The 15,067-nt window shown below is 63.4% G+C and carries 16 protein-coding genes and 1 pseudogene; 4 read left to right on the forward strand and 13 right to left on the reverse strand.

The genetic code is table 11. The features are described from left to right. Positions 1-357: 357 nt before the first annotated feature. From ASC76_RS10970 to ASC76_RS11000, 7 genes are all read right to left on the reverse strand, one after another. Positions 358-756 carry a hypothetical protein gene (locus ASC76_RS10970; RefSeq protein WP_056465396.1) on the reverse strand — a complete coding sequence of 133 codons (399 nt, stop codon included), beginning with the start codon at positions 754-756 and terminating at the stop codon, positions 358-360. Beyond that, positions 753-1,088, reverse strand: coding sequence for a heavy-metal-associated domain-containing protein (locus tag ASC76_RS10975; RefSeq protein ID WP_056465398.1), 336 nt, complete (start codon positions 1,086-1,088; stop codon positions 753-755). Before ASC76_RS10975 ends, ASC76_RS10970 begins: the two co-directional genes overlap by 4 nt. 13 nt (positions 1,089-1,101) lie before the next feature. Beyond that, positions 1,102-1,752, reverse strand: a complete 651-nt coding sequence (locus ASC76_RS10980; RefSeq protein WP_056465399.1) for a hypothetical protein — start codon at positions 1,750-1,752, stop codon at positions 1,102-1,104. After that, positions 1,749-2,030 carry a copper-binding protein gene (locus tag ASC76_RS10985; RefSeq protein WP_056465401.1) on the reverse strand — a complete coding sequence of 94 codons (282 nt, stop codon included), beginning with the start codon at positions 2,028-2,030 and terminating at the stop codon, positions 1,749-1,751. Before ASC76_RS10985 ends, ASC76_RS10980 begins: the two co-directional genes overlap by 4 nt. Positions 2,031-2,112: 82 nt before the next feature. Then, entirely contained in the window at positions 2,113-2,466 is a 354-nt protein-coding gene (locus tag ASC76_RS10990) for a hypothetical protein (RefSeq protein ID WP_056465402.1), read from the reverse strand. Positions 2,467-3,025: 559 nt separating this feature from the next. Further along, on the reverse strand, positions 3,026-4,102 hold the full coding sequence (locus ASC76_RS10995; RefSeq protein WP_056465404.1) for a methyltransferase: 1,077 nt from the start codon (positions 4,100-4,102) through the stop codon (positions 3,026-3,028). Positions 4,103-4,107: 5 nt separating this feature from the next. Then, entirely contained in the window at positions 4,108-4,983 is an 876-nt protein-coding gene (locus ASC76_RS11000) for a tripartite tricarboxylate transporter substrate binding protein (RefSeq protein WP_056465406.1), read from the reverse strand. Positions 4,984-5,205: 222 nt separating this feature from the next. Between ASC76_RS11000 and ASC76_RS11005 the strand changes: the two genes are divergently transcribed. Continuing rightward, entirely contained in the window at positions 5,206-6,204 is a 999-nt protein-coding gene (locus ASC76_RS11005) for a LysR family transcriptional regulator (protein WP_162247113.1), read from the forward strand. A 214-nt stretch (positions 6,205-6,418) separates the two neighbouring features. On the opposite strand, the gene ASC76_RS24685 is transcribed toward ASC76_RS11005, so the two are convergent. Next, positions 6,419-6,658 carry a GNAT family N-acetyltransferase gene (locus ASC76_RS24685; protein WP_082549044.1) on the reverse strand — a complete coding sequence of 80 codons (240 nt, stop codon included), beginning with the start codon at positions 6,656-6,658 and terminating at the stop codon, positions 6,419-6,421. A gap of 445 nt (positions 6,659-7,103) precedes the next feature. On the opposite strand from ASC76_RS24685, the pseudogene ASC76_RS24690 reads away from it, so the two are divergent. After that, positions 7,104-7,372, forward strand: a pseudogene (locus ASC76_RS24690) (integrase core domain-containing protein); the annotation flags it as partial. 94 nt (positions 7,373-7,466) lie between these two features. Here the strand turns inward: ASC76_RS24690 and ASC76_RS25885 are convergent. From ASC76_RS25885 to ASC76_RS11025, 5 genes are all read right to left on the reverse strand, one after another. Further along, positions 7,467-7,829, reverse strand: coding sequence for a hypothetical protein (locus ASC76_RS25885; protein WP_200947130.1), 363 nt, complete (start codon positions 7,827-7,829; stop codon positions 7,467-7,469). A 136-nt stretch (positions 7,830-7,965) separates the two neighbouring features. After that, positions 7,966-8,862 carry an NAD(P)-dependent oxidoreductase gene (locus tag ASC76_RS11010; protein WP_056465409.1) on the reverse strand — a complete coding sequence of 299 codons (897 nt, stop codon included), beginning with the start codon at positions 8,860-8,862 and terminating at the stop codon, positions 7,966-7,968. Then, positions 8,859-9,161 (reverse strand): putative quinol monooxygenase, encoded by a 303-nt coding sequence (locus ASC76_RS11015; protein ID WP_056465411.1) that lies wholly within the window; start codon positions 9,159-9,161, stop codon positions 8,859-8,861. The genes ASC76_RS11010 and ASC76_RS11015 overlap by 4 nt, the downstream gene beginning before the upstream one ends. Next, positions 9,151-10,509, reverse strand: a complete 1,359-nt coding sequence (locus tag ASC76_RS11020) for an NAD(P)H-dependent oxidoreductase (protein WP_056465413.1) — start codon at positions 10,507-10,509, stop codon at positions 9,151-9,153. Before ASC76_RS11020 ends, ASC76_RS11015 begins: the two co-directional genes overlap by 11 nt. Positions 10,510-10,630: 121 nt before the next feature. Then, the gene (locus tag ASC76_RS11025; protein WP_056465415.1) at positions 10,631-11,548 is read right to left on the reverse strand and encodes a LysR substrate-binding domain-containing protein; all 918 of its coding nucleotides are present in this window, start codon (positions 11,546-11,548) and stop codon (positions 10,631-10,633) included. A gap of 156 nt (positions 11,549-11,704) precedes the next feature. On the opposite strand from ASC76_RS11025, the gene ASC76_RS11030 reads away from it, so the two are divergent. Both ASC76_RS11030 and ASC76_RS11035 read left to right on the forward strand, forming a co-directional pair. Next, entirely contained in the window at positions 11,705-12,733 is a 1,029-nt protein-coding gene (locus ASC76_RS11030; RefSeq protein ID WP_056465417.1) for a TRAP transporter substrate-binding protein, read from the forward strand. Next, on the forward strand, positions 12,730-14,619 hold the full coding sequence (locus ASC76_RS11035) for a TRAP transporter large permease subunit (protein WP_056465420.1): 1,890 nt from the start codon (positions 12,730-12,732) through the stop codon (positions 14,617-14,619). Before ASC76_RS11030 ends, ASC76_RS11035 begins: the two co-directional genes overlap by 4 nt. Positions 14,620-15,067: the final 448 nt, after the last annotated feature.

Consider the following 15,067-nt stretch of genomic DNA (forward strand, 5'->3'; position numbering starts at 1 on the left):
CACGCAGTGTGAGCAGTCGAAATTCTCGATAGAGGCCAGCACCTTGCGGTTCATAAACGGTAATCCTCGACGACGTCACGCACAGGACATGCATCCCTAACGGCCATATTTGCGCTCCGGGAAAGCCCCCTCGCAAGCCGGTCGGTGCTTAGAAAGGCGCGGCGCCTCGGGGAGCAGACGTTCGCCGATGCCTGCTACTGGCCGGGACTGCCTGTTCGTGGCCAACGCCGACAGCAGCCGTTCAATCCGGCACGGGCTGAACGGCGGATCCTCAAGGGCGCGAGATCACCATCTCGACCCACAAAAGCCAGTCACGCCGTCTCTTCGGGTAGAACTAAGCGGACCGTCGCGCCTGTCTCACCTCTCGCCCAACCAGGGCTGCACAAACGCGAACCAACCGCCGACCACGTAGACCAGCACGCTGAAGCCGTACACGCGCAGCGAGGCGCGGCGCGTCTGCAGGCACGCGCGGCGCAGCGCGGGGTCGGTCGGGCACGGCGCGTTCCGGTTGCGCCACTGCAAGGCGCCGCTCACCACCATCGCAAGGCCGGCGATCACGAACAGCGCCTCCTTGTGCTGGCTCAGCCAAACGACCTGCGGAAACGCCGACACCAGCGACGATAGCGCCGCGCCCGCGCCGAGCGCGACCAGCAGCGCCGGCAGCGCGCAACAGACCAGCGTGCTCGAACTCGCGAACAGGCTCAGCAGCGAGGTCCACAGGCTCGCGCGCGATTCGACGCTGCCGTCGGGGCTCATTTCTTCCCCTTCGTCGCCGCCTTGATCTCGGCGACCGACAGCTCGACGGTCTCGAGCCGGGTCACGTCGTAGCCGGCGTCGGTGATCTCGGCGGTGATGGTTTTCGAGTCGAGCATCTGGCCGTCCTTGGCCTCGACCGCGACGACCTTCTGCTTCAGGTCGACATACACCGCCTTAGTGGCCGGCAGCCTGGACAAGCGCTTCTCGATGCCCTGCGCGCAGAACGCGCAGACCATGCCGTTGACGCTTGCCTTCACGCTGGTGGCAGCGAATGACGAAGTGGCGATGCCGGCGAGCGCGGCGGTGATCAGGAGTTTGGTGGTGTGGTTCATCGGGGTGTTCCTTTCAGAAGACGTACATGAAGTTGGCGCGCGCCTGGCGGGCGGTGTTGACGCCGAGCTCGACGAAGTAGCGGTTGTGGATGAGGCGCAGCATCGGCGTGATCTCCGTCTTGTCCGACAGCCCGCGCATGCGCCGCGCCTCGAGCACCAGCCAGGGCTGGATCTCGTCGTAGTCGACCTCGTAGAACGAGAAGCCGGCGCGCAGCGAGCCGAAGTCGTGGTTCAGACCGGAGGCGCGGTACAGGCGCGCGGTGGCGGCGAGGTAGACGCGCGTGGTCTCGAAGTCGACCTGCACGCCCGGCGCCCAGGCGAGCTTCGAGCCTGCGAAGTCGTTGCCGCGGATCGAGCCGATGCCGGCGAAGAGCCAAACGTTGGCCTGCGCGTCCTCGAGGTTCCAGCGCTGCAGCAGGCGGGTGTAGTTGAGCTCCGCCAGCGTGCGCGTCTTCGTCTCGTCGTCGGAGCGCATGTAGAGGCCGCCGGCGCCGATCGCGTCGCGCGCCGTGAACGCGTAGTTCGCCCACGACTCGCGCCAGTTCGGACCGAGGTCGCCCATCGCCATCACGCTGCCCTTGAAGCCCATCGGCGCCGCGACGGCGGCACCCGGGCCGAACGCGACCGCCGACGCCCACACGATCGAGACGGCGAGCCGCCTCATCGCTGCGCCTCGATCGCCTGCACGATCAGCTCGCTGTCGTGCTCGAGCACCTCGAAGCGCACCCGGTCGCCGACCTTCAGCGGTTCGAGCAGCGCGGCGTCGCGCACCTTGAACGGCATCGTCATCGCGGCCATCTTCACGAGCTTGATCGGCGCGTGCTTAAGCGTGATTCGGCTGCGCGCGGGGTCGAGCCGTACGACCTCGCCGCGCACCCATTCGGTCGCCGCCCACGCGGGGCTGGCACCGGCCAAGGCGGCGGCCAAAAACAGTGCTCTCATGCAATCTCCAGCATTGGCCCGGGGTGGGCCACGATTCAGTTCGGCGGCGCGGCGAACCGCGAACGCAACTCGGGCTTGGAGATCAGGAAATGGGCGGCTTGAACGCGAGCGCCGGCGAGGCGCTGAAGAACGCGAATCCGCCCATCGGCGGCGCAGCATGCACGGCCAGGGTGACCACGTCGAAGCGCAGGCTCGCCACTTCCGCCATCGGCAGGCAAAGGTCGCACGAGGTGCAGCCTTCGGTGCCGGCGGGCGCCGGCGATGCGTCGTCGGCGATCGCCGGCGCGTGCATCGATTTCATCGGGCAGTCGACCGGCATCGCGCTGGTGGCCTGCGAGGCGAGGCCGCCAACCGCCATCTGCACGCCCATCAGATCGCCCGCCCAGCCGCGAAGCGGCAGCAGCACGATCATCAGCAGGACGAACAGGCGTTTCACACGCCGATGATAAGCGGGCGAGGCGTTTCGGGAGCGTGACCCCGTCGCGCTGATGGGCTAGCCGGTACAGCACATGCAAGGTCGCGCGACTGAAAGCGGACTGTCGCGGGAGACTGCTTGTGGCCGATTTATGACGAACGGAAACGTTGAGTCCGCCGGGGGGGCGTGTGCTGCCGTGCACCATCGCTCCTGCTCCTACATCATTGCAAACAGCCCGGGAGGAGAAATAGCCTTGGGAACCTAAAGGAACTGTCCCGGCGCGCAGAGGACTGCCTCTCTTCGCCGTTAAGAAATGGGACCGCCCGCTGTCGATGCTGTGGTGGAACTCGGCGGTGCAGCCGAGGTTGGAACGGCCGCTAAGGCGACTCCGCGGCCCCTCGGAGCGGATCGCAGATTGAGTTCACCGCCCCTGCGGGACCGTTCTCGCGCCAGAGTCCAAGGCCAGCCATCTGTTTCGCCAACTCCTCCGCGACGCCTGGCGGCAGCGATGGATCACGTCGCCTCAGTGCTTGGATGCAGTTCTGCGTCCAACCGGGCGGCACACACGTTTGCTCCGGGGTCATGTCGCCGCCAGATAGGACGGCGTCGCTGACGCGAACTCACATGTGGGTGTGCGGATGCGCCCAGCCTTAACAACCAGTAGGCTGAATCCGCCTGCGAGCGATTGAATAGCGGACGTCTCCAGCCCGGAGCATTGGAACAGCGATGCGAACTCGGCTTGGGTACGTTCTCTTCCACCGGGGCCGACCAACATGTTCAGGTCGGAGCGACAGATCCGCCGGTCGTCTAGGGCGTCGTTCAGTACGTTAGGTAGTACGCGTTCGACAACCAGCAGAACGGCGCCCATTTTCATCGCTGTGGCGCAGCGCTCCAGAATTGTTTTGCAGCGCGCATCGTCCCAATCGTGCAATACGCTCTTGAGCAAGAGGACGTCGCCGGCGGGGACTGAGTCGAAGAAACTACCGCTTATGAACGCTGCACGCTCTTCGAGGCCGGCGTGCTTAAAAGTGCGTTGCGCCCCCTCGCGCGCATGCGCTTGGTCAAAGGCAACACCGACACGCCGCGGATTTCGCTTTAAAAGCGTCGCGAGCAGCAGACCCTGTCCAGCTCCGACATCAACGATGCAACCGGGCCCGGTAAGCCAATCCGCCGCTACCTCCGCCACCGATGAGACGACCATGGAAGTCAGCCCAGCCATAGCTGAATGGAACGTGACCGCGTCACTGGGCACTGTGCCAAGTACCTCGAACCGGTCGGTGCCCGTACGCGCGTGATGGCCGAGGCCCGTGCGCACGCTCTCGGCGAGCCCGTGCCAGGGCACCCAAAGTTGTCGTCCGACAAGAAGCGCCCAGGCGCCTAACGACGCCGGATGGTCGTTCGAAAGTAGCCGACCCGTGTCGGTCAGGCCAAAAGTCGCATTGCGCTCCAGTGCGCAAATGCCCAGCGACACCAGCGCCTGCAGTAGACGAACCAAACCGTCCTTGTCGGTGTCCAGGAGGTCGGCGAGCGCCCTCGCATCTAGCGGTCCTGGGACGAGCGCGTCAACGACACCCAGTTCGACGGCGGCACACAGTGCTTGAGTGGTCCAGCAGCCATGGATGAGGTCCAGAAGGTGCTGAGGATCGGTGGCGTCCATAGGCTCTACTCGGGTTTTATGCCGGCGTCTCGCACCACTGTGCGCCACTCCGCCAGATCGCGGCTAATCCACTGTCCGAGCTCCTGCGGGGTGTTGCCAACAGGGGTTCGCCCTGCTGGTTCGTAGGCGTTACGAATCTCCGGCGACTTCAAGAGCTGTGCGACTTCGTACTGAAGCCGAGCCACCGCAGCCGGCGGCGTGGCCGCCGGCGCAATCAGGGCGACCCAGGCCAGCCCGATTCCTGGCACCCCCGCTTCAGTGAAGGTGGGGACGTCAGGCAGAGCGGCCAAGCGCTTGTCGCCCGTGACGGCAAGAGCCTTAAGTCGCCCAGCCTGGACGAGTGGCACAGTCACCGAAGTCCCTTCCATCGCGAGTGGAACCTCGCCGCCGATGACCGCCTGCATGAGTGGCGGGCCGCCCCGATAAGGGACATGCGGGATCTGAAGCCCGGTCGCCAGCTTGAACTTTTCCATAAAGATATGAGGCGGCCTTGCAACGCCCGAACTGCCATACATGTAGCGCCCGGGCTCGGCCTTGACATGTCGTATCAGGTCGGCGAGGCTTTGTGCGGGCATCGAAGGATGCGCAACGAGCAGTTGAGGCCCGGTATACAGCACCGTGACCGGCGCGAAGTCGCGCACCGGGTCATAGGAGATGCGCTCGAACAGCCAAGGATTTACTGTCAGCTCGACAAAGCTCACTAAACCCAACGTGTGGCCATCTGGCACCGCCCTCGCCACTGCGTCCATCATCGCCAGACCACCGGCACCCGGCTTGTTCTCGACAAGGATTGGCTGACCAAGCGGCGTCGCCATCCGGTCTGCAATCTGTCGGGCTGCCACGTCCAGTACCGCGCCGGTGGCGCCGGTGATGATGCGCACTGGCCGCTGAGGGCTCCAGCCAGGAGACTGCGAACGCGCGCTGTGCGCCATCAGTGCAGCACTCAACCCTGCCATATGCACTAAGTGCTCCCGTCGATTCATGCTTTGTTCCTGAGTTTGGCGTTAATGCCGTTTGCCGACCTTAGTGCGCGCGAAGTCGCTGGACAAGAGAGTTCGAATTCATCGACGATTAACCATTAGTTAATGACACCCGACGCAACCATGGACAAACTGCGAGCAATCGAATACTTCGTGAAAGTCGTCGGCACCGGCTCTTTTAGCGCGGCCGCTCGTCAGCTCGACGTGAGTCCACCGGCAGTGACCAAGATGGTCGCAGCGCTGGAGCGCGAACTTCAGACGGTGCTGCTGCGTCGGGAGCACCGGCGCGTGCTGCTGACCGCAGACGGTGATAGGTACCTGAAAACGTGCACGCGGATGCTCGCAGAGCTGCGCGAGACTGAGCAGTCCATGGCCGACGGGCGAACGAAGGCCCGCGGCCGTCTGGTCGTAGGGATCTCGAGAACCGTGGCGCTCAACTGCCTATTGCCTCGACTAGAGGAGTTCAGGCGCAACCAACCCGAGCTGGAGCTCGAATTTCGTTCGGTGAACTATGCCTATGAGCCGACCGCCTCCGTGTGCGACGTACTGCTCGTGGTGGGCTGGCAAGAGGCGAGTGATTGGGTCGCCCATCAGATTGCGCGCGGCCGGCATTCCGTCGTCGCCGCGCCTTCATTCTGGCAGCGCCATGGCCGGCCCACAGACCCGAGCGAGCTCGTGGGCTTAACCGTTTTCGCGCACCGCGTCCCTCGCGGCGTGGTGTTGGATCGCTGGAAATTCAGTCGCGGTGAGGAGAAGCGCGAGGTGGACGTCAAGCCGGCCGTGGTTTTCGATGACCGGGACTCGCAGGCCTTCGCCGCTACCTCTGGCGAGGGCATCATCTTCGCGAACGACATCACGCTGCTCCCATGGCTATTTCAGGCCCGGCTTGAGCAGGTTTTGGTGGAGTGGATAGGGCATGAAGCACCGCCAATCTCGCTTATGTACAGACGAGGCGGCCGCAGCTCAGCAGCAGTTAGAGCCTTTGGCGACTTCGCAACGGCGGTCTTCGCGGACTTGACGCAGCAGAGGCTGGCGTTCGGCCCGCCGGACACATCCGCGATGCCAGACTGGTTCCGCACACACTACGTCGGTCGTCTTGGCGAGCGACGAATGCAAATTTAACGGGCGCACGGCCGTTGTAAACATCGCGCCGGAGCCGGCCTATCGAAGGTAGAGCATGACATGCTGGGAACCCGCCCGTCGTATCCACGTTGAGGCCGCCGGAGTTGTCCTATTGCTTCGCTTCGTACTGAACCCAGCCGGCGCCAATAGCGCGCGTATCGACGGCTGCCCGCCTTACTTTAGGCTGGCCCGCGCAGGAGACCGCGACACTCACCTACGTGCGAACTTCGAAGCCCAGGCTCTCGTAGAGCGTGATCGCAGCAGTGTTCGTCGCCCGGGCGTGCAGGAACGGTCGTTTTTCGCCGCGTCGGTGGATTTCGGCCGTCACTGCGGCTGACACCCGCGGTGCGGAACCCCTTCCGCCGAAGTCGGGGTGGGTCCAGACACCGCTGATCTCAACATGGCCAGGGAAGCGCACTCGCTCCCCTGCCGCTCCAACCTTTGGCCAGGACATTGCCCTTTATTCGCCTACCGAGATTAAGTAGCGGGATGGACCCGGTTCGATGCAGCCCGGCGCGAAGTTCGCGGTGCTGGAAGGCGACCCTGCCAAGGAAGGCCCGTTCGTCATGCGGCTGTGTTTTCCAGACGGCTTCAAGATCGCGCCCCATCATCCAAAGGCGGAGCGAATAACGGTCATCTCGGGGACTTCGACCTGGGCATGGGCGAAACTTTCGACGTGTCGAAGACGCGTGAGATGCCCAGGAACGTTCGGTCACTGGTCGCCTGAGATGCGCCACTTCGCGTGGAGCGAGGGTGAGACCGTGCTCCAACCGCATGGCGTAGGGCCGTGGACCTTCACCTATGTCAATCAGGCGGACGATCCGCGCGTTAAGAAGGAGGCCCGGATTATTCGGGTGCCTGCGTGCCGGTCCGGCCGGCATCTCTAAAGAGGCAACATCAGTGACCGGTTGGCGGCTCAGGGTCGGCCACCGATCGACAGCTACGACAACGCGCTGGCCGAGACCATCAACGGGCTCTACAAGGCCGAGTTGATCATCGCCGCGCGCCGTGGAAGACCAAGGAAGCTGTCGAACTGGCGACGCTCGAATGGGTCGCCTGGTTCAACAACCATCGACTGCTTGAGCCGATCGGCTACATCCCGCCCGCAGAGGCTGAGGCAAACTACTACCGGCATCTCGCCAGTCAAACCGTCGCGGGGGCGGTCTGACTTAAACCAAATGGCCTCCGCGATTTCCGGGGCGGTTCATTTGTGTGACTCGGGCCGCTACCGCATTTCTTTCGCGTGACGCCCCACTCCAAATCTAGCGCGGCGATTTCTTTGTCACCCCGCGATTCGTCGGCGCCGACACTTGTCCTCGCCCAGCCTTGGAAGCGGACTTTGTTGTTAGAGAAGCGTTGAGGGCAACTGTCAACGCGGCATCGCCGCTTAGCAGGTCGCTCCAGCGGAGTTGCGCCTCGGGAGTTCGCTTGCCTTTGCCGGTCAAACGAAAGCCTTCGGGATCAAGCGCCAATGTGTATTCAACACCGTCAATGGTGATCTGCCGCTTGACCTCTTTGTCGAGAACTGTTGTCACGTGAACTCCGCGGTGATTGATCCATTCATCGTACGCATCGAGTGATCGGCTCGCGGCGACACACTGACGGGTGCGACTGGTGTGATTCACGCTCGGATGGGCGAATCATCTGGGAAACGCACTCATGGCGCATTCACCCACGACGCCTTGCACGTCTTCCGGGCGATGCTTGCGTTCATCCGGAACGGAGGGTGTCTGCCTCGGCCAACTGTCGACTGTCGAAAAGTCAGCTTTGCCGGTGCCGCGAAGGTTGCCGGCGTCGAAGTTCAAGAAGGATGGCGCTGTGATCGAGGTCGCCATCGCCGTGGGCGACCATGTCGGTAAAAAGGCGATCGACCAGGCCCAGGATCGGCAATTCCAGCCCAATGCTCCGTGCCAACGCGAGTGCCGTGCTGGTGTCCTTAACCTGGTATTTGGCGGGCCCACCGGGAACGAAGTTGCCATCGATCATGCGTTGACCGTGCTGGCGGAGTACGGTGGAGTCGGCGAATCCGCCAAGCAGCGCTTCGCGTACTTTTGCCGGATCTGCACCGCCACGCTCCGCGAACAGCAAAGCTTCGGCGACCGATGAGATCGAGCTGGCAACCATCATCTGGTTGACGAGCTTCGACAGCTGTCCCGATCCCACCGGGCCGACGCGAACCGGCCGCCCCATGGTCTCGAATACAGCGCGTGAACGCTCGAATGCTGACTCCTCGCCACCCACCATGATCGCTAGCTTTCCGCCCTCGGCGCCCACTTCTCCACCAGACACCGGTGCATCCAGATAGTCGACACCGCGTGCGGCGGCCTCGCGCGACTGATGGCGTGCCGACTCCACAGGGATTGAGCTCATCACGATCAGTATGCTGCGCGGACGCATCGCAGCGAGGACCGACCCGCTGCCGAGCAAGACGTCGTCACAGACCGGACCGGAACTGAGCATGCAGAGCACGACGTCGGCCTCTCGTGCCACGTCCATTGCACGCGTCGCAACGACAACCCCGCAATCGCTCAGCGCTTGCGCCTTCTCCGGCGTGCGATTCCAGGCTTTCACGCGGTGGCCCGCGGCGGCGAGGCGGCGCGCCATGTGGCCACCCATGATGCCGGTACCGACAAATCCGACCGAGAGTGGCGCGCTCATATCAGTCCTGTTCGCAACGGCCGCTCGCCGATGATCATGGGTGGAAATGCAGACTTGAACCGCGCCAGATGCTCTGATGCGCAGTGCGCCTGGAACGCCGCGGCGTCGTCATAGGTTTCGTAGAAAAGCACCCCGTTCGCCGGCGACTCGAGCTCGACGACGTCGAACTGCCGGCAGCCCGGCTCGCTCGCGAGGCACTCCCGCGCGAAGCGGCGAGCGAGGGCAATGAAGTCTGCGAACTCTGCTGCCTTGACCTCGAACTCCGCCACGATGACAAGGCACCGCACTTCAGGCGGCACTCTTCATCGTCCCGAGGGCGTCCCGCTCCATCTGCTGACGCAAGGCGACGACGTCCAGATCGCGTTCCAGCACAACGTCCGCAAAGGTCACGATGGTGTCTTTCGCGACCGCGCGCTTGACCTTGACGTTGTGCGCCAGTCCGATCGGCAGGCCGCCGATCTGCAAGCTGCGGGACGCCGGGATGGCGTTGGCCCAGACCGCGAAGCCGCCTTCGCCATCTAGATAGTCACCCGGCTTAAGGTCACGCTTTGCTGTGGCCACGGCATCGCCGCGGAACTCCTTGCTGCAGCCGGTCGATTCGCCTCGCAACACGGCCGACAGAATGCTGATGCTGGTCTCCAGGCCGATCATGTGGAAAGGCCTCCACATCGATCCATACCAACCCGACGGGTCGACCAACAAGCCGTATTGCTTGAAACAGGCCTTCGCGTACTCGTTCGGCGCCTTGAACGTGACGAACACACCGTAGCGGATGTTGTTGAAGACCTCGCGGCCGTCGGGCTCCTGGCTCGCTGCGATGTCGACCAGTCCGCTGCGCGCCAGGCGCCCGCCGTCGGCGGCGGGACGGAACACCTTCGCCAGATCGTGCAGGCCGGTCGGCGGGAACGCCAGGCCGTCGTCCGGGCAATCCAGGCCGGTGCCGTTGGCTACCGCGGCCATTTCGATCGCGGCCTTGGTGCCGTCGGTGAACGAGTTGTACATCTTCGGGTTGAAGTCGCCGGCCCTTACTTCTTCTTCGGTCCAGCCGAAGAAGCCCCAGACCGTGTCCGGCGTCGAATAGCGGTAGCGCGGTTCGAAATTCATCCCCTTGCCGGCGGAAGTGATCTCGAATCCGCACGAGCGCCCCCAGTCGACCAACTCGCAGATGATCGCCGGCTGATCGCCATACGCCATGCTGTAGACCAGGTTCTTCGCCTTAGCCTTCGCGGCCAGCAGCGGCCCACACATCGCGTCGGCCTCCACGTTGACCATGATGACGTGCTTGTTGCCGTCGATGGCGGCCAGCGCGTGGCGCACGCCAGCGATCGGATGGCCGGTCGCTTCGACGATGCATTCGATCTCGTCGCACTCGGCGAGCGCCGCAGCGTTGTCGAGCACGCAAGTCTTGCCCGTCTTGATCGCGTCGCCCAAGGTCTTGGCCGAGTAGCTATCCTCTCCCCATCCCACGCGTGCGAACGAGGCGCGCGCTTTAGTCACGTCCAGGTCGGCCACGCCGACGATGTGCATGCCTTTGATGTGACGGGCCTGGGACAAGATCATCGAGCCGAACTTACCTGCGCCGATCAGGCCCACCCGCACAGGGCGCCCTGCCGCGGCACGCGCGGCCAGCATGGTGTAAAGATTCATGGGTTTGTCGTCCTTCGTTGTGCGTCTGTGAAGCCCGCGAGCATCGCGACTTCTGACGGTCAGTTTAGAAACCGACTTCGATTAGGACAACGTAGATTTCCGACCCGAAAAGTTAGAGCGCCTAAATTGTCTGAACCGTGCTCGTGGACGACCGCTGGTCTTGCCACGCGGCACGCTCGGCCCGCAGCCATTCAAGGAACAAGCGCACCTTCTGCTTATGGAGATGGTCGAACGGGCAGACTATCCACTGCGTCGTCAACGACACGCGGGGCGGGTTGCGCACGGGGCAGATCAGCGTGCTGTCACGCAATTCGCGCCACATCATCAGGGTGCTTTCCAGCGACAGGCCGAACCCATCGGCTGCGGCGTCGATGGCCATGTGGCTGCGATCGAACAGGATCCGACGCCAGTCCACGGCCGGCGGCGCGCCGGCGAGCGAAAACCATTGCGCCCATTGCACCTGCGACTTTATTGAATGGATCAAGCGATGCTGCGGGACGTCGGTCGCGTCGATGCTGGCCGGCGCGAGATATGACGGCGAACAGACTGGCAGGAAGGCCTCTTCGGCCAAGCCCTCGACGAAGACACCTGGCCACCGGCCCTCGCCGTGGCGAATCTCTACATCGACCGTTTCGCGGGAAAAATCCGTGGGCTCTGTCGTGCCGTTCAGACGCAGTTCGATGTCGGGGTTTGCGTCGAGAAATCCCTTCAGCCGCGGCAACAGCCACTTGGAAGCGAGCGTTGGCGTCGCCCGCACCGTCAGGATCGAGCGGGAGCGAAAGCCCCGGATGCGCTGCGTCGCTTCAGAAATGTGCTCGATCTGGTCGCCGATCATCTCGAAGTAGCGTTCGCCCGCTTCGGTCAGCACGATGCCGCGTCCCGCTTTGCTCAGCAGCGTGGTGCCAAGATGCACCTCGAGAGCCTGTATCTGCTGACTTACGGCCGAGGCTGTGACGTACAACTCCGCTGCCGCCTTGGACAGGCTGCCGCTGCGGGCCACGGCATGGAACACCACAATCGCGCGCAAGGGCAAGGGCATACGATTGATTAGACGGCCTTCACGATAGGGAAGAATAACTCAATGGCACTTCAACGAGCGCTCTTCTATCCTTTGGCTCGTGGATCGGTGGGTTCAGACCTCGAAGAGGGTCTCGCTCCCGCCTAAAAGCGCCACGAACGCCAGGAGACAAGAACCATGACGACACCGAAGCCGCGCAGCGGCATCTCGCGCCGCGCATTGCTGCAAACGACCGCGGCGCTGCCGTTGTTCTCGATCGGGATGAGGGACGCGAGCGCCGCCGAATTTACCTACAAGCTTGCGACCGGTCAGTCCCTTACGCAGCCGATCAATCCGCGCTTGAAGCAAGCCTGCGACCGCATACTCGAGGCCAGTTCTGGACGTCTCGAAATCAAGTTCTTTCCCGCCAGCCAACTCGGCTCCGATACAGATTTGTTGAGCCAGGTGCGATCCGGGGGTGTCGAGTTTCTGAACATCTCGGGTTCGGTGTTGTCCACCGTCGTCTCCGGCGCTGCGCTCACGAACGTGGGGTTCGCGTTCTCTGGCTATGACCAGGTCTGGTCTGGCATCGACGGCGAGCTGGGCAAGAACATTCGCGGCCAGATCGAGAAGGCCGGCTTCGTCGCAGTATCTAAAGCCTCCGACAATGGCTTTCGGCAGATCACGTCTTCGTCAAAAGCTATCAAGTCGGCGGCTGATCTGCAGGGCTACCGGATCCGCGTGCCGGTGTCGCCGATCTTCACCTCGCTGTTCAAGGCGTTGGGTGCCACACCGACCTCGATCAATTTCAACGAGCTCTATACCGCGTTGCAAACCAAGCTCGTCGATGGGCAGGAGAACGGCCTTGTCGCGATCGAAGCGGGCAAGCTCTACGAAGTGCAGAAGTACGTCTCCCAGACCAACCATATCTGGGATCCGTTCTGGCTGCTCGGCAACCGCCGTGCATTCGGTGCGCTGCCCGACAACGTGAAGGACATCGTACGTCGCGAGTTCGACCGCGCCAGCATGGAGCAGCGCGCCGACGTTGACAAGCTCAACGCGTCGCTTAAAGAGCAACTCGTCGGCAAGGGTCTCGCCTTCGAGACGCCCGACCGCGCCGGTTTCCGTGCCGCGCTTTCCAAGGCTGGCTTCTACAAGGAGTGGAAGGACAAGTTCGGGGCGGAAAACTGGGCGGTGCTCGAATCCATCACCGGACCTTTGTCATGACCGCGGCCGGCGCACACCTTACGTTGAGCGCCGGTGATGAAATCGAAGCGCCGCTGTCGGAGGCGCCCGAGTTCATCGCGGAACGATGGCTGCGACGTGGCGTTGAAATCCTGGCTGCGGCTGTCGTGCTGGCTGAGGTGGGGATCCTGCTCTCGGGCATCGTCGCGCGAGCTGTGTTCCATCGGCCGCTTATCTGGTCGGACGAACTGGCCTCGATCCTCTTCTTGTGGCTGGCGATGTTGGGCAGCGCACTCGCGGTGCAGCGCGGCACCCACATGCGGCTGACGTTCTTCGTGTTCCTGATGGGGCCGCGAGCCCAGCGTTGGGCGGAAACGCTGGCTGTGGGAACGACCCTGGCGTTCCTGGGCCTGGCGTTGCACCCGGCCTATGAGTATCTGCAGGATCAGGCCTTCGTCGAAACGCCCGCGCTGGGCTGGTCCGGAATGGTCAGGGCTCTGGCCATTCCCTTTGGCTTCGTGATCGCGTTCGCGAGTTGCTTGCTGCGAATAGTCCACCACGAAAAGCGAGATTTGATCGGCATCGCCGCGATCATGGCGGCGATTGCCGGCGGGTGCTACCTTGCTGCGCCGAGCCTGACGGCCATGGGGCAAGGCGCGCTGCTGGTGTTCTTCATCGGCCTGCTCGGTGCCTCGGTGATGGCCGGGGTTCCGATCGCGTTCGCGTTCTCGCTCGCCACCTCCGCGTACTTGCTGACCTGCACCTCGACACCGCTCGCAGTCGTGGTCGGTCGAATGGATGAAGGCATGAGCACCCTGATTCTGCTCGCGGTGCCGATGTTCGTACTGCTGGGGCAGCTCGTTCACACCACCGGCCTGGCCCGCGTGATGGTCGAGTTCCTAGCCGCGTTGCTCGGCCACGTGCGTGCCGGCATGTCGTATGTGTTGCTTGGCGCGATGCTGCTGGTTTCCGGCATTTCGGGATCAAAGACGGCAGATATGGCCGCGGTGGCTCCGGTGTTGTTCCCGGAAATGCGCAAGCGCGGCATGAAAGACGGCGAACTTGTGTCTCTGTTGGCGGCTTCGGGTGCGATGAGCGAAACGATTCCGCCCTCGATCGTGCTGATCGCGATAGCGTCTGTCACGGGCATCTCGATCGCCGCACTCTTCACCGCGGGAATCCTACCTGCGATCGTGCTGGCGGTCGTGCTCGGCATCGTCGCGCGGTGGCGCGCAGGCCGTGAAGAGGACGCCACTGTTGTCGAGCGTGCGCCTTTCAGCCTTGTGCGCAAGACGTTCATGGTCGCGCTGCCCGCCCTGGCGTTGCCGTTCGTGATTCGCAGCGCGGTTGTCGAAGGTGTGGCCACTGCCACTGAAGTGTCGACCATCGGCATCGCCTACGCGGTCATCGCCGGCCTGTTCATCTACCGTGGCGGTCTCAAGTGGAAGGCCGTGCTTCCGATGCTGGTTCAGACCGCGTCGCTCTCGGGCGCGATCCTGTTCATCGTCGGGGCCGCGAGTGCAATGGGGTGGGCGCTGACGCAGTCAGGCTTCTCGCATGACCTCGCGGTCAAGATGGCCGGTGTGCCGGGTGGCGCGACCGGCTTCATGTTGATTTCGATCGTGGCCTTCATCGTGCTGGGCAGCGTTCTCGAAGGCATTCCTGCGATCGTACTTTTCGGCCCGTTGCTGTTCCCGATCGCGCATCAACTCGGGATCCACGAGGTTCACTATGCAATGGTCGTCATCTTGGCGATGGGTCTGGGCCTTTTCGCTCCGCCGTTCGGGCTGTGCTACTACGCGGCGTGCATCATCGGCCAAGTACCGTCAGAGGCGGGCCTGAAGCGGATCTGGCTCTATCTTGGCGTCCTGTTATTGGGCCTTGTCGCGATAGCATTCATTCCCTGGATCTCGATCGGGTTCCTGTGATGCGCTTGTGCCGCTGAGGCCCGACCTTAGTCGACCGTGAGGAGAGCGCGACGATGTCCTGGTCATCGGCTGGAAGAGCGAAATGCAGTAGCCGCCGGCGGGAAAAATGCCGGATCGTGAACGACGGACGCGCCCCAGTTCTACGAGCTGGTTCAGGTACCGCCCGTGCCGCCAAATGTGCAGTCGCGTTGGTCGGTCGACATCGACGAGCACGAGGACGAAACTGAGCTGCAGCAAAGCAGCCGCTGGCCGAGGTCAGCTTGTGGCCGACTGCCGCCGTGCCGACCACACAGCGAACGGTGCTTCCAACGCCGATCGCATCCAAGCGCAGTTAGGGCGTGGATCGCCAAGCCCCGTCCGATAGACGGTGAACACGCCGGAGTTCGACTATTGCCCCACGCCGTTGACGGGCGACGTTCTGTATTTCGTCTCTTCGATGCCATCAGCG

This window comes from Rhizobacter sp. Root404, assembly GCF_001425865.1.
Taxonomy (GTDB): domain Bacteria; phylum Pseudomonadota; class Gammaproteobacteria; order Burkholderiales; family Burkholderiaceae_C; genus LMDS01.